We start from the raw sequence: 14,729 nt of genomic DNA, 5'->3' as shown, positions 1-14,729 counted from the left end.
AGTCTAAAGACAACGGAGAAGGTCATGAACACGCACTTACAAGCACTTTATCAGACGCTTCCTATCAATAGTACGGACGCCTATATTACCCGGCTGAAACAAATCCCCGTATTAAGCGCTGAAGAAGAAATCGAACTTGCCGAACGTTATTATCAACACCACGATCTGGACGCCGCTAAAAAACTTATTATTACGAACCTACGCTTCGTCGTCCATATTGCACAAACCTATATGGGGTATGGCTTAGCACTGGCTGACCTCATTCAAGAGGGAAATATTGGCTTAATGAAAGCGGTTAAGCGCTTTGATCCCAAAGTCGGTGTGCGTCTTATTTCATTTGCGGTTCATTGGATCAAAGCTGAAATTCAGGAATTTATCTTACGTAACTGGCGTATTGTTAAAATAGCCACGACGAAAGCACAACGTAAATTGTTCTTTAATTTACGTAAAATGAAAAAACGTTTAGGTTGGTTTAACCAAAACGAAATTGAAGCCGTTGCGCATGATCTCGGCGTTAAACCTGAAACGGTACGTGAAATGGAATTTCGTTTAGCCTCCAACGATATGAGCTTAGACATCAGTCATGATGACCCTAACGAGGCGAAATCCACGCGCTATCCCTTATTGGATATACATTTTGAAGATAATCGTTATGACCCCGCACGTTTACTGGAAGCCAGTAACAGCACTGAATCTAATCATGACAACCTCTATAAAGCGTTAACTCAATTGGACGAACGAGAACAAAATATTATTCGTGATCGTTGGTTAATGGAGCCTAAAATGACCTTGCAAGAATTAGCTCAGCGTTATCACGTATCCGCAGAACGTATACGTCAATTAGAACAAAAAGCAATGAAAGCACTACGTCATACCCTCTTGCAGCAAACAACATGAAATCAATAAAAAAAACCCTTCATTTAAATCGCGACTTTGTCAGTGATAGCGATCAATTTCTGGCGAAATTTGATAAACACCATCCTGATAAATCGGCTTCACAAATAGAAGAAATAGAATACTATCAACGATTGATGGCTCAGCGTGATATAAAAACGCAAACACCTGCTTAAATTTATGTTTTTAGAAATTGAACTTAAACTTCATATTGCTCCTGAACAGGTTCATTTGTTATTAGAACACCCTCTATTGAAACCTAATCCTACACAACCCATTTTAGTAGAACGACTTATTAGCCGATATTTCGACTCAGCTGATCTTGATTTATGGCAACATGGACTATCGATGCGGATCCGAGAGGCCGGTGGCCGCACTATTCAAACCTTAAAAACTGCGGGAAAACAAATAGGGGATCTACAACACCGGCATGAATGGGATCAACTCGTCACACACAATAAGCCAAATATAGAGCAATTTACCGACGTTCATTTAAAAACAAAATTAAAAAGCATTCTGGGTCATAAGCCGCTATTCGAATTATTTCATACTGATTTTGAACGCCGCTCGTGGAATTTATTCACCGAAAATGAAACGCACGTCGAATGTGTACTCGATCAAGGCCATGTCAAAACAGCCACACATCAAACCGCGTTACATGAAATTGAGCTTGAATTAAAGCAAGGCGATAGCCAACAACTCTATAAAATAGCGGAACAACTGAAATCAACGATCCCGCTTACCGTAGAAACTCGCAGTAAAGCAATGCGCGGTTATCTGCTCTATAATGACAATAAAATGTCATCCAATTGTCTCTAGTTAATTCCCAATAATTCCGGTAATATCTTGGAAACTTAATAAGAGCTTTGTCATTTATGTTAAAAAACACTGTCGCCTATAAAAACCAACGAAAAAAATTTATTTTAATCGAAGGTGTTACTGAAACCGGTGAGAAATTTAGACCCAGTGATTGGGCTGAGCGGATGTGTGGTTGTTTAGCAAGTTTCACGAACCGGCGTATGACCTATTCGCCTCAACTTCGACCCATGATCGATCAGGAAAGTCGTAATAAATGCTTAGTTCTTGATCCCAAGCTCAAAAAAACCAATCCTGATATTTTCGACTGTATTATGAAATTTGCCGGTGAAAATCGTTTAAAAATACATCCATTCTATTCTGAATCCGAAGAGACATCGTAGTTCTCTTCTAAAAATTTCAATCCCTCATGGTTACCGTTTATTCGGCAACCATGGTATTGCTACTTGTTATCAAATAGCCCTTTTATGGAATGTTACGATGTGGTAAAGGTGGAGGAAAACCGTGTGAAGATCCTTTCGCTCGAAAAGAAAAAAGTTCATTGGGATTAATTGAACCTTTCATTTCCACATAATGACTTTCATCTTTATCATTTCGCTTTTGAATGGATTGACTTTCCCGGTCATCAAGATCATTTTGGAAACAGTTCAGAATATAGAATAACGTGTTTTGTACAATTTTTTTATTCTCTTCGGTAAGCTGAATCATGGGTTCGATAATTTCTTTTAAAATGAGATTGATATCGATTATTAATTGAAAAATATCGTCGTTGCCTTCAATCTGTTTGGATTTAAAAAAATAATTAACCTTCTTTATCATTGAGAGCAATCGTTCATGATTAAGAAAAATTTTTATACTCTCTTCCGCTGGAAGTAAAAATAAACGCTCTAGTTTCTCATTTTTTTCTTCATTTTTTTTCAATACATTGATTAAACAATCTTCTTCATCTTCAGTAAGAATTTTAGGCTTCATGGGGATTTTATTGATGTCCATGGGTGAAGCAACTGGGCATTTAACGTCGGCTTTATTTTCTGTTAAATTAGATTGAAAGTCAGTCATCGATTTCTGATAAGCAGTATCTTCATTGATTTTTGGATCATTATCACGACTCATTAATTTTTTTGATTTAAAAGACAATTTGCTAAAAAAAGATTTATTTTTCATATTCACTATCCCCATAAATAATGAATTTAATAGATTAAATAAAAAAAATTAACGGAGTATTAAATAAACCGTTTCATTTATCATTTAGCTTATTTAACACAATCTGACAGATGACAACGTGATTGCAATAAACACTGAAGACAAACCGGTTTTGTTTTTCGACAATGCTGTTTGGCGTGCACGACGATAAGGGCATGATACTGTTTATAGAGATCAACCCGTTTTGGAAGTTGGGTTTCAAATATTTTTTGGCAATATTCATAATTTTCATGGCCTTGTATACGATTCAAACGTTGTAATAAACGACGCGTATACGCGTCGATCACAAAGACCGGTCGGTTAAAGGCATAAAGTAAGATATCATCTGCTGTTTCAGTCCCTATCCCCTGAACGCTCAATAGTTCCTCGCGCAACGTGGACGTACTCCGTTGATCTAAGCCGTTATAACCGCCTTGTTTTAAGTACCATCGACAATAATTCTGTAAACGACGGGTCTTTATTCGAAAATAACCACTGGGTTTTAAACAGCTTTCCAGTACCGAAGTGGGTAACCTGAGAATAGCGTTAGCGCTTAAATTACTTTGTTTTTTTAAATGAATGAATGCTTTTTCAACATTGGACCAATTCGTATTTTGTGTCAATAGAGCACCCACCATGACCTCGAAAGGGCTTTCTGCTGGCCACCATAATTGGCGACCATACATCGTTCGCAAGCTTTCGTAGATATCCATCAGGCTTTGTTGAATCACTGACATCTTCAATATCAACAATAAAAAGAGTTCTATTCTAACCCTAAGTTTTAACAGAAGCGATGACCCTTTTCATTCACTAAACATTTCTTTTCCTGTTGTTCCTTATCATTCGAAAGAGAAGAATCCGTTTTAGGCCTTATAAACAATGAAGCGTGCATTCTCCCTAACAACGCAGGCGGCTGTGTAAAACGATTTTCGTTACTCGAAGAAGGAATGAAAGGGCTATTGATTGAGGCTTCTTGAACAACGGGTTCGCCCGCTTCGTTCCTATCAGACGCGTAATTCCATGGAAGTGGGCGAATTTCTCTCAAACGGGTTAATAGCTCAGAAACTTCTTTCCATAACGGATGACTCTTTTTTTTCCTTCGACTTTTTTTCTGACTGAGTCGCGCTAGATTCGATTGTATTTTTTTTAAATCCTCTTCAAGCGCTTTAAATATATTTCGATAGGCATTTTGGTTTGTTGCCCCTCTTGTTTGACTTCGCTCAAGCAGTGCTAAAATATTCTGTATTGCGGATTCAAGATCGCCCTCAAAATTCAATTGATACACGTGATGATTGATTCTTTTTTTGATTTTATTGGTTAACTGTTCCAAATCTTTTTTAAGCTGGTTTAACGTAACTTCGTCATCTGAACTATTTTTTGAGTAATCCGCTAACAATGTCGATAATGAAAACGGGTCCTGATGACGAATCTCATATCCCCTCTCACTATGAGGAAAACAGTGTTTAATTCCTTTCTGTACACCCCATTCACCGGTTTTAAACACTATTCCGCTCGATAGCATACTGAGCAGGGGCATCACGAGCCCTGCAAAATTTTGACTGCTTAACCCTTCACTAAAAAGTGCTGTGAGCAATCCTGGATTAAGAAAAAAGGTATAACATAAAATCGTTATTAAAAAACTCCCCAGCTGACTTTTCATTTTTTTTGCCGTCTTTTCTCCAAGTTGTGCAATGATTAATCCGAAGTAGTTCATACTTAAATAATAAATGAAGCTCAGTCCTGTCTCCTCTAAACCCATTGATTCTACAGGTCCTGCCACGAAAACATTCATCGCTGCGCTTCCCAACGCTAAAGAAGCGGGTTTTAAACCATAAAAAATAAGGTACGGTAAAGAAGGATAGTCATCTTGATAACGCTCAATGATTTCTTTATATCCCGCGCTTATTCCACCACTGATTAATGCCGATAAAGGAATACTCACTGTTATTGCGATGGGTTGTTCCGGATAAGGTATCAATGCTGTTTTATTGGATGGTGTATATCGAGCAAAAAGAGTCCGGATACGTTGCAATTGCGTCGAATTACAGTTTCTTTCAGCCAGTGCATCAGGTAATAAACCCGCATGATTGTTGATCATAACCGGATTGTATTTCAGAATGGCGTTTAAATAACGCGTATCGCAATTCGCATAAAAATAAAGATAATGTAACGGTGTATTCCCATTATATCTATCCCGATAATTAACATCCGCTTTTGGTAACAACGCGCGAAATTTTAATAAATCTCGGTTATAAATAGCGAGTATCAGATCATAGGCCATCGTTTCAGGACTGGGTTTTTTCTGAATGAAATTTCCTGTGGAATGATTACGCACCGTGGTCATCTGCGGTGCTATGGAGGTTTTTTCAATAAACCCATTTTGCGTTGATGACGGTGCGATTAAAGAAGGACAATAGTTATCCCCTTGACCTAAGGCTTTAAAGGGATGATGAGCACAACGCGTTCGGTAGGTGTCTAGCCATTGTAAAAATCCAGTATCTTCTTGAATGAGCTGAGTCAGTTGAGACTGAATCATCGCAGCCTCATTAGGATATAAATTTAATAATTTCGCAAAACCCGGGTGATGCGTATCGACAAAATAAGTCATCAATAACGAGGAGGGGTTATACCCTATAAACGATTGATTGGATAATAACGCCAAAGACATAAAACGATAATTTTTATTCAACCAATCTTGGAACGATTCATTAAAGCAGGGATCTAAGATAAGCCGATAGCTCAGTCCTTCATCAAAATTTCGTGGTATATGGCCAAATGCTCTAAAATTAAGATGATGCGCATATTCATGCGCCAAAACCTGCCACCAACTCGTTGGATCGGATCGATACTGCACATAAGCATTGCCTATGGCCTGTGTTTTATTTCTGAAAATTCCTGTAAAAAACCCTGTACTGAAAGGACCAAAATCAACATAACGATAAATATCCCTAGAAAAGCTTCGCGCATCTGAAAAAATATGAAGCGTATAATCACTCGTGGGCAAGCGTTGACTTTTTTTTATTTTTTTTAACCATTCGTTATGATTTCGATCCGCACAAGCCTTTGCCTGACAAACAATTTCTAATTTCGCTTTCTCTAAACCGCTGTGTTTAATTATAAATCGATGGTTTGAAAAACTCGGACATTCATCACGATACGGGAGGGGATTAAAATTTTCATTCGAATACGTGCTTAAACGATGGCTGTAATTGTTTTTAAGTAAGGGAGATAATTTTATATTTTTAATAAAATACTTAAAAAAATAATACTTTAATAGTGGCAAAGAAACATCGTCTCTTTGGTCACTCTGATCCAAAAAATAAGATTGGATGTCTATCGTCGCGTCTAACACATCCGTTTGACACATCGAGATATTTTTATTCTTTAACTCCAATTGATAATAATCAAGCAGTGTAAATTCATACGCGAGCGCAGAAAAAAATTTTGTGACTAGTAAAGGGATGGACGTTTCTTGATCTAAAAAAATAATCTTTGCGATTGACGTGATCCCTTCATTGGCCTGTTGATAATCATTCAAAAAAGAAGTCACATCAAAACTTAATTTTAAGATATCCAGATACCTTATTATAAATTCATCGACCGTATCATTCTTTTTTTTAACCACCGTAATCGCGATTCGTTTCAAATCCGTTGCGTTAAAGGATAGTGTTGGTATTGTTTTTTTAAATAAATAACGATGTTTGGAATGAAACAGTAATTGCAACACATCTAAAAAATGAACCATCATGTTAATATGTGGTTTGTTAAAAACCCTTTGATAAAAAATTCTTGTTTTAAACTGTTCTAGGATAATATTGATTTTTTTTAAAATAGCCGAATCAGACGTCGCAGAAGACGTTAATTTAAGCTTTATATACGCTTTTAAAAAATCTAAAAACGTATTCATCCCATAGTCTTCTGTAAAAAAATTCTTATCACGAATCTGATTATTTAAACTATCTAAGACGTTTCTCATCGTGTCTGTAGAGAAAAAATAATGCGCCCATTGACTGGATTCTGTTTGTAAAACATGGCGTAAATTATTATCCAATACATTTTCGTGTGTTTTTTTTATTTTTATTGCAGGCATGTGGTTCTCTAAGAAATAAAATAGCGAGCTGGTATTTAATAAGCATACCTAAAAAAACTTAACAATGACTTAAATTGGATTTACGTTTTTCAAAAAAATTATTCATTCATTTTGGTCGTTGTGATTCTTGGTGCATATGGACTTGGAATGAGTAAGTCTTAAAATAAGTTAATACTTTCTTAAGTTTTTCAATTTATGATGTTGTGCATTTTTTTATTTCGAGGTGTCATAATGCCGACCTATAATAATACATCCGATAAATTGAACGCAGACGCCTTCAATGGACGTTGCGCGAAAGATTGTGTGGAGTCCGTTACGCCCGATTCTTTTACAGAATTTTTGAAAAAAATCTTACTCACGGGCAACGCTAAAAATACCGACTCAACATTATTGAGTCATCATTGCATCGCTTTTCGAGAAGAAAAAAATGAGTTGAACAATATGTATTTACTCCATTTATTAACGCACAATCAATGGGCTAATCTTCTCACTTTTCTAGGCGATTATATCACGATTAAAAAAAACGCTTTATCTGAGGATAATATTTGCGATTTAATTTTTTTAACCGCTCATTTTAATGCGTTTTATGAAAAAAAAATGAATAACACATCACTTATTAATCATGAGGACGTCCGCACATTCTCAAATTTTCTTTATTTTTTTGAACGATTGTTAGCGCATCCAACGATTCAAGAAATAGTTAAACCGCATGATGAACCCTTCTCTCAACCACAACACATGGAATCACTTATTGGCCATACGAATGTATTGCTCGATAAGCTTATTTTAAAAGGTGATCCTCAGTCATTTATTTCAAATGAGATCGTTGTTTTCGTTGAGCGGCTAGGAAAATTTGGTTTTAAAGCCAACAAAATGTTTCCTTCGTCAGCAGGAAGAACCGATACACTGTTGCATGATCTTTTAAAAAAGCCATTCAGCAAAAATATATCACGTAAATCGATTGCATGGATCTATCTGAATCAATATTCCCAAGGAAATGCTCATGAAATAAAAGAGAAGTGTGCTGAACTTGATCTCCACCATTGTCATCCTCCTCAAACTCAACTTTTTGAAGACATCATTTCTGGTGAAAAGGTATCTCATTTTTCCGTAGGTGATTTTAAAACGGTTAAAAATGAAATTTTTTGGAGTATTTACTGTGATAGGTTCACGCTGGATAAAAATACGCATATCCTTGGATTTTTAAAAGATTTTTTAAATAAAAATGAAAACACGATGGGTGATGTCAAACGCACTCGATGGCTGAAATTCGCTTCTTATCATATCGCTCAATTAAGTAAAACGAAAACAACGCCGGATCATTTTTTTAATAACCTGGAAAATCTCTCCTATCTTCTTTTCAATATTATTCAACGCGCCCAAAAACCCAATACCCATGACCAATTTCACGTCATAAATGAATTCGTTCGTTTATATCCGCTCATCGTGGAACAAACGTCACCTTTAACAAAACCGCTTTCCAATACGTTATCGAGCCATTTATTTGGCATGCTGGGCCGAATGATTAATTACGAAGATGAAGCGGCGCTCAATTACAATCAATTTTTTCATATCATTAAATTGGTGAATGACCTTTCGAAGCCAAAGATTCATCTTTTTAATTCAAAGAAAATAGCTGTTTTATCGTTTAAAAGTTTAGGTGCACTCTATCGTAAAAGTTTAAATATATCGTCCCAAAGGATGAATACGACACAAAAAACAATTAAAGAAACACTCTTGCTGATTAAATCATTAAAAGATGATTTAACGTCACAGCAATTACGCGATGCTGTTTCCTACTTTTTCAAACCCAAAATAAAACAGCGCATTTTAAATGATCAATGTCAACAACTTTTTGGATTAACTGGTTGTCGACCTGCTCGATTTATCAATGCATCCTCTCCGTTTGATGACGTAACGAATGAAACGATGTCAACCCCATCAAGAACCGGAGATCCAAGCCAATCTGAGAATCTCATTTCGGTTAATGCCAGTCATCATCGGTCACCTTCGACAATTGCCTCGCGTGCACCCTCACTGAAAATCACGCCAGAGCCCCAATCAACCACTGAAATCTCGACGCCTGTGAATCATCATACCCTTTTTCAAAATTCTACTGCGCTGACCGAGTCTCATCACAAAACAGATACCGCGGCTATAACACCTTCCGTCGTCGAATTGAGCGCCTCTGCAGCGCATGGTGCATTTTCCGGGATGCTAAACGGGATAACCCACTATTTTGCAGTCAAACACACTTATCAAAACGAACATCGATTGACGCGGTGTACTCCGCTTCTCTATTGTAGTATGGTCGGTCAAGCCTCCCTTGCTGCTACCTTTCCACTGATGCTCAATGAAATACAAAAACAGCTGAATGTCGCGCGTGAAGAAGATGACTCATCATTGTCAACTGTACTTCTTGAACAATCGCTTCCCATCTTTATGAGCAGTCTCGGTGTCCATTTCGGATTGCAATTAATCCGCGACTTTACTTATTTATTTGACACCCCATGGGTGCGATTACTCGGTGGAAATATTCTTCCCTTTGCAAGTACGCTTGTCAGCGCAATCAAAAATCCCCTCCCTACAGCCACTCACGTGGGAACGTCTATCGCAACCAGTTCGCTCATTTATGGTGTGTTGGATCGCATAGCGCCTGTAAAACAAACAAAACATCACCACATGGAAGCGAATGAGATTGAAATGAAGCCGCTTCATCCAGAAAAGATCACTCCGCAAGTGAATGGAAGTGTATCGATTGAAAAAGAAATCATCGAAAAAACCTTCCTCTATATCAGCCAGGAAAAATTTGAACAAATAAAGAATCATTCCCAAGAAATCTTGAATATACTTGAAACCCTATCCGATTCCTTGGATAAAAATATAAAAAAACTACGATCTAAAATTGAGCCGGATACGTTGCCTGCTGTCGCCAATACGTATCAAAAAATTTTAGATGATCAGTTGAGCGTATTGCAGTTGATCCAACAGGAAGAAAAGGCTTGTCGTCAAGAGGTTAGTTTTTTAACGGATGATCATAGCGCCGCTTATCAAAAATATACCATTAGTACGGATCTTTCTGCAGAAGCAAAAAAAGAAATCAAAGCGCATTATACGTCGGCAATGGAAAAATTAGGAAATGTATTTAAACGAATGGAAACGATGTTTAACACGATGAAAAGTAATTTAGGCCGGGCTGAGGGCTATATTAGCGGGGCGCGTGATAGCTTTCCGGGTAATGATCACACACAAGAGAGTTTAAACGACGTGATCGGAAAAATTCCATTTCCTTTAAGTCTGATTAAACTTTATCTGAATACGTATAGTACCTCCCAAGCCGCGGAACAAGCAGAAAAACGGGGTGTAATAAGAGCGTTGAGTCATCAGCAGTTTTTCGAAAAACTGTCTTCGGAAAATAATTTGAATTCTAAACGCCCTAAAAAAACAAGAGTTTATTCTGATAATCGCTCCCATTCGATGATGTCAGATGCGAAAACACTTTCTTCTGCCTCTGATGAAAGTTCAGTCGTTTCGCTAGGAAGTTCCAAAGATAATGAAGAGGTACAAATCGTTCGACCCTTATTAAGCCCTTCGATTTAGTTGATTCAAAAAAGCCCGCTCGGCGGGCTTTTTTCAACGTTTAGCCTTGTAAAATATTGCGATAATCAATCTCCAGCTTATTCAGATCAAGTTGATCAAAAAATAAGGAATAACACATAAAGCAGCTTAAAGCAGCCAAATCCCGAAATTGACGCGGCATAAAATGAGGTTTAACCAATAATCCTTCTTCAAATAAATGCGCTAATAAGCGTTGATCTTCTAAACTCGTTTTACCGACAAATAATAAATCAATTCTCTCAACGAGACCTTGTTCCACCGCTAATCGAAGGTAATTGTAGATTAAAATAAAGCCTTTCGTGTAAACTAAATCCTTTGTAAAAGGACCTAATGTGGGTAAACTACCGCGAAAAATTCGCACGCTACTTTTGTAACTGTCTTCGGGTGTGTGATCTTGTTCACGAAAAAAATTAAAGATTTGCAAAAAGTCAGCGCCTTCTTCAGCCATCGCGATACCGCTGACCCGATCGATTAATTTTTTAATTCGTATCGGTGAGGAAACGAAATGAAACAATTCCATAATGATCGCCAAACCTTCTTGATTTGCAATTGCAGACGGGGGACCTTTACTCAGAAATGTACAAATCGGTTGATCCATTCCATTGAGTGTCGTGCCCATGTGGACCCAGCCCTCATGAACTTCTAAAATACGTAGATCGCGTTCACTAAATAACGCATCTTTACGAATCTTAATCGCTTCAGCGCCGGCTGCTGCATCGGCCACGATTCCATCGCTGACAATGACCCATTTTTTTAATTGAGGCTTATGCGCTTTATGTTCAAAGTAAGCACATAAACGTTCATTCAAAATGGCTGCCGCTTGCTGGCTCGTGTAACGTTTCTCATCGAGTTCATTTTTCGTTTTATCTTTAATATTGGCCAACGCATGTGAAACAATCGGCACTAAATCCTTTAAACGTGGCGCATTGACATAAAATGCATCATCGGCACTGCCATAAAGTTCCTGCGATAACGCACTAAATTCCGGTTTTCCACGTGCGATTAATAAATCTAAAACCTCTTGATATTCGCGACACATGCGCAACATGATGTGTCCAATACTGCTTATCGGACCCACTTCACGACTAATATCGCGCTCTAATGTTTGAAATTCTTCGCGTTTTTTATGGATATCAAATGCTAAACTATTTTTTTGATAATAATCCACATCAACCTTCGGTAATTGCTTACACTTTTTTTTAAAAAAATCAGCTTCAATTTCAGGCCCCCATTTAATGCTATCGAGAATTTTAATGGTGTCTTGTGCCTGAACAATACGATCAGATAACTGACGTAATCGTGCGCGATACGCCTTTTCATAATTTTTCATCGAAACTGCCTACTCATTCATTGTGCCTGTCGCACTAATTGACTTAATCCTTCCACATGACAGGCGGTGTCATTTAACGCCGGAATATAAGTCAATTGTTCACCACCTGCATCTAAAAAAAGCATTCGATAACGTTTGGAAATCTCTTCTAAGGTTTCTAAGCAATCGACTGCAAATCCAGGACAAATAATAGTAACATTTTTGATGCCACGTGCTGGAAGCGTTTGTAATACACGATCACAATACGGTTTCAACCACGCTGTCTTACCAAAACGAGATTGAAACACGACTTGATAGGTGTCTTTTGTTAATTGTAATTGTTCTGCGATTAAACGGACAGTGCTAAAACAGTGCTGCTGATAAGGATCACCGTTTTCAATGTAACGCTGGGGGAGACCATGAAAAGAAAATAATAAATAACTGGGCTGGGATTGCTTGGCGCGCATTTTTTTAATCTGACTCACTATCGCTTTGATATACCAGCGTTGATCAAAATACGAGGTAATCCATTTGATATGGGGAATAACACGTGATGTTTGAAAAAATTGACTGATTTGGTCAAAACAACTAGCTGTTGTCGTCGCAGAATATTGCGGATAAAGGGGTAAAATCGTAATCGTGGTCACCCCCTGAGCAAGCAATGTCTTCAAACCTGATTCAATCGTGGGCGTTCCATAACGCATAACCCCTATTAATTGATAGTTATCCCCTAAATAAGTTTGCATTTTTTCTGTTAACCGCTGTGTAATCACCGCTAAAGGAGAGCCTTCATCCATCCAGATAGTCTGATAAAGCTTTGCCAAATACCGCGCACGTTTTGGCAGAATAAATAATTTCAACACGATTTGCCAGAGCCATTGAGGGTATTCGACAACGCGTCTATCGCTCAAAAACTCGGATAAATAACGACGTACTGCTTGCGTGGTCGGTTGCGAAGGTGTCCCTAGATTAACGAGCAATACCCCTTGTTTCATGATCGAATACCGATGCCACGATTTAAACAATAAAGATTCGTCACGAATAACGCTATACAGCAAATCAATAGAATGGTTAACGCTGAAACGACTGAAATATCGCTAATACCTAATAATGCGTAACGAAAACTATTCACAATATATAAAATCGGATTCAACAATGAACAATGACGCCAAAAGCTCGGTAGCAAATCGATGGAATAAAATACACCGCCCAAATACGTTAACGGGGTTAATACGAACGTCGGGATAATAGAAACATCATCAAATGTTTTGGCAAATAATCCATTGGTAAAACCTGCAAGCGAAAATAAAATCGTAGTCAAAGGAACAATCACCAACAATACCCCCACATGCATAATTTGCAAATGCGTAAAAAATAAAGCTAAGAACGTCACGAGTAAACCAACCAGTAAGCCTCGCGCAACCCCGCCTGCAACAAATCCAGACAATAATAAATAATTCGGCAATGGAGCAACCATCAACTCTTCAATACTGCGTTGAAACCGCATACCAAAAAAAGAGGTCACAACGTTCGTATACGCTGCAGTAATAACTGACATCATAATTAAACCGGGTGCAATATATTGAATATAGTTATAGCCTTGGATAGGACCTAAACGTTGACCCACTAAACGCCCAAAAATTAAAAAATAAAGGGTCATAGTGACCAAAGGTGGCAATAAGGTTTGCACCCAAATACGTAAAAAACGTTTTATTTCTTTGCGAAACAAACTCGTAAACGCGATCCAGTAGACTTTTGCTTGCATATAATCATTCATCTTTATAATCTCGCTCAATACGCGAGGTTTTTCTGTCATTCACTGTTGCTATAGGGCTATTTATTTTTATTCGTTGCAATCAAGTTTAAAAATAATTCTTCTAAACGATTCGCTTTATTACGTAAACTCGTCACCTCGATATGATGTCCTTCTAAAAAACCAAATAAATTATTGAGTGATTGTTCTTTCGCGACATCCACTTCTAAGGTCATCGTATCCAATAAACGCATGGTAAACGGCGATTGAGGTAATTCGTCTAATGGTTTTTTTAAATCGAAAACAAAGGTTTCCATATTTAACGTGGTCAGTAATTGCTTCATACTTGTATTTTCGATAATCCGTCCTTTATTAATAATCGCTATATTTTTGCATAGATATTCCGCTTCCTCTAAATAATGGGTGGTTAAAATAATCGTAATGCCTTGTTGATTAATATGACGTAAAAATTCCCACATTGAGCGCCGTATTTCGATATCTACCCCCGCAGTGGGTTCGTCTAATATAAGCAATCGAGGTTCATGGACTAAAGCACGTGCTATCATCAAGCGACGTTTCATTCCGCCTGAAAGTTGCATTGAAATGAGATTGCGTTTATCCCAAAGATCCAGTTTTTTTAAATAATATTCTGCGCGTTGCATCGCTAATCGACGAGGCACGCCATAATAACCCGCTTGGTAAACAATAACGTCAATCACTTTTTCGAAGATACTAAAATTAAGTTCTTGCGGTACAATGCCAATACAGGATTTAGCCGTTTCTAATTCATTCTCAAGACTATAACCAAAAACATGAACGGTGCCTGCTGTTTTATTGATGAGCGATGCAATAATACCAATCGTCGTAGACTTTCCAGCGCCATTAGGGCCCAACAATGCAAAAAAATCACCTTCTTGAACCGTCAGATCAATATTCTCAAGCGCAACAATGCCATTCTTATAAATTTTACGAAGACCCTGAATGTCCAACGCTTGCATAAGTTAAATAGCACCCTAAAATAAATAAAATTTCGAGAGGAAATACTTTTTTTCCCTAATATACTGAAT

At 37.6% G+C, this 14,729-nt stretch carries 12 protein-coding genes; 5 read left to right on the top strand and 7 right to left on the bottom strand.

Annotated features, from left to right (window positions below):
• Positions 1-24 precede the first annotated feature (24 nt).
• The 4 genes from rpoH to RICGR_RS02335 are packed head-to-tail and all read left to right on the top strand — an operon-like array spanning position 25 to position 2,093.
• Positions 25-897: an RNA polymerase sigma factor RpoH gene (rpoH, locus tag RICGR_RS02345; protein ID WP_006034960.1), complete on the top strand. Its 873-nt coding sequence runs from the start codon at positions 25-27 to the stop codon at positions 895-897.
• A complete protein-coding gene (locus RICGR_RS07880) occupies positions 894-1,070 on the top strand; it encodes a CBU_0585 family protein (protein WP_006035838.1) in 177 nt (58 codons plus the stop codon). The genes rpoH and RICGR_RS07880 overlap by 4 nt, the downstream gene beginning before the upstream one ends.
• Positions 1,071-1,074: 4 nt before the next feature.
• Entirely contained in the window at positions 1,075-1,713 is a 639-nt protein-coding gene (locus tag RICGR_RS02340; protein WP_006034838.1) for a CYTH domain-containing protein, read from the top strand.
• 56 nt (positions 1,714-1,769) lie between these two features.
• Positions 1,770-2,093 (top strand): DUF3579 domain-containing protein, encoded by a 324-nt coding sequence (locus tag RICGR_RS02335; protein ID WP_006036009.1) that lies wholly within the window; start codon positions 1,770-1,772, stop codon positions 2,091-2,093.
• Between the two features lie 82 nt (positions 2,094-2,175).
• Here RICGR_RS02335 and RICGR_RS02330 read toward each other — a convergent pair whose 3' ends face one another.
• The 3 genes from RICGR_RS02330 to RICGR_RS02320 all read right to left on the bottom strand — a co-directional run bounded on the left by RICGR_RS02330 (position 2,176) and on the right by RICGR_RS02320 (position 6,982).
• Positions 2,176-2,874, bottom strand: a complete 699-nt coding sequence (locus RICGR_RS02330) for a hypothetical protein (protein WP_006035034.1) — start codon at positions 2,872-2,874, stop codon at positions 2,176-2,178.
• 89 nt (positions 2,875-2,963) lie between these two features.
• Positions 2,964-3,629 carry an endonuclease III domain-containing protein gene (locus tag RICGR_RS02325; RefSeq protein WP_040615117.1) on the bottom strand — a complete coding sequence of 222 codons (666 nt, stop codon included), beginning with the start codon at positions 3,627-3,629 and terminating at the stop codon, positions 2,964-2,966.
• 44 nt (positions 3,630-3,673) lie between these two features.
• On the bottom strand, positions 3,674-6,982 hold the full coding sequence (locus RICGR_RS02320) for a hypothetical protein (protein ID WP_006035435.1): 3,309 nt from the start codon (positions 6,980-6,982) through the stop codon (positions 3,674-3,676).
• A gap of 231 nt (positions 6,983-7,213) precedes the next feature.
• Here RICGR_RS02320 and RICGR_RS02315 point away from each other — a divergent pair, with 231 nt between their 5' ends.
• Entirely contained in the window at positions 7,214-10,582 is a 3,369-nt protein-coding gene (locus RICGR_RS02315) for a hypothetical protein (RefSeq protein WP_006034971.1), read from the top strand.
• Positions 10,583-10,622: 40 nt separating this feature from the next.
• Here RICGR_RS02315 and RICGR_RS02310 read toward each other — a convergent pair whose 3' ends face one another.
• From RICGR_RS02310 to RICGR_RS02295, 4 genes are all read right to left on the bottom strand, one after another.
• Positions 10,623-11,930, bottom strand: a complete 1,308-nt coding sequence (locus RICGR_RS02310; RefSeq protein WP_006035576.1) for a flavohemoglobin expression-modulating QEGLA motif protein — start codon at positions 11,928-11,930, stop codon at positions 10,623-10,625.
• Between the two features lie 17 nt (positions 11,931-11,947).
• The gene (gene hemH, locus RICGR_RS02305; protein ID WP_006034950.1) at positions 11,948-12,904 is read right to left on the bottom strand and encodes a ferrochelatase; all 957 of its coding nucleotides are present in this window, start codon (positions 12,902-12,904) and stop codon (positions 11,948-11,950) included.
• Positions 12,901-13,674: an ABC transporter permease gene (locus RICGR_RS02300; protein WP_006035354.1), complete on the bottom strand. Its 774-nt coding sequence runs from the start codon at positions 13,672-13,674 to the stop codon at positions 12,901-12,903. Before RICGR_RS02300 ends, hemH begins: the two co-directional genes overlap by 4 nt.
• 68 nt (positions 13,675-13,742) lie before the next feature.
• Positions 13,743-14,660, bottom strand: a complete 918-nt coding sequence (locus tag RICGR_RS02295; protein WP_006034686.1) for an ABC transporter ATP-binding protein — start codon at positions 14,658-14,660, stop codon at positions 13,743-13,745.
• Positions 14,661-14,729: the final 69 nt, after the last annotated feature.

This window comes from Rickettsiella grylli, assembly GCF_000168295.1.
Lineage (GTDB): Bacteria > Pseudomonadota > Gammaproteobacteria > Diplorickettsiales > Diplorickettsiaceae > Aquirickettsiella > Aquirickettsiella grylli.
Note: the sequence above shows the minus strand (reverse complement) of the source record. Positions and strands in the feature narration are given on the sequence as shown.

Bases quoted from the DNA above. Each gene is read 5' to 3' on its own strand.
- rpoH (WP_006034960.1), top strand. From the start codon at position 25: ATGAACACGCACTTACAAGCACTTTATCAGACGCTTCCTATCAATAGT.
- RICGR_RS07880 (WP_006035838.1), top strand. From the start codon at position 894: ATGAAATCAATAAAAAAAACCCTTCATTTAAATCGCGACTTTGTCAGT.
- RICGR_RS02340 (WP_006034838.1), top strand. From the start codon at position 1,075: ATGTTTTTAGAAATTGAACTTAAACTTCATATTGCTCCTGAACAGGTT.
- RICGR_RS02335 (WP_006036009.1), top strand. From the start codon at position 1,770: ATGTTAAAAAACACTGTCGCCTATAAAAACCAACGAAAAAAATTTATT.
- RICGR_RS02330 (WP_006035034.1), bottom strand. From the start codon at position 2,874: ATGAAAAATAAATCTTTTTTTAGCAAATTGTCTTTTAAATCAAAAAAA.
- RICGR_RS02325 (WP_040615117.1), bottom strand. From the start codon at position 3,629: ATGTCAGTGATTCAACAAAGCCTGATGGATATCTACGAAAGCTTGCGA.
- RICGR_RS02320 (WP_006035435.1), bottom strand. From the start codon at position 6,982: ATGCCTGCAATAAAAATAAAAAAAACACACGAAAATGTATTGGATAAT.
- RICGR_RS02315 (WP_006034971.1), top strand. From the start codon at position 7,214: ATGCCGACCTATAATAATACATCCGATAAATTGAACGCAGACGCCTTC.
- RICGR_RS02310 (WP_006035576.1), bottom strand. From the start codon at position 11,930: ATGAAAAATTATGAAAAGGCGTATCGCGCACGATTACGTCAGTTATCT.
- hemH (WP_006034950.1), bottom strand. From the start codon at position 12,904: ATGAAACAAGGGGTATTGCTCGTTAATCTAGGGACACCTTCGCAACCG.
- RICGR_RS02300 (WP_006035354.1), bottom strand. From the start codon at position 13,674: ATGCAAGCAAAAGTCTACTGGATCGCGTTTACGAGTTTGTTTCGCAAA.
- RICGR_RS02295 (WP_006034686.1), bottom strand. From the start codon at position 14,660: ATGCAAGCGTTGGACATTCAGGGTCTTCGTAAAATTTATAAGAATGGC.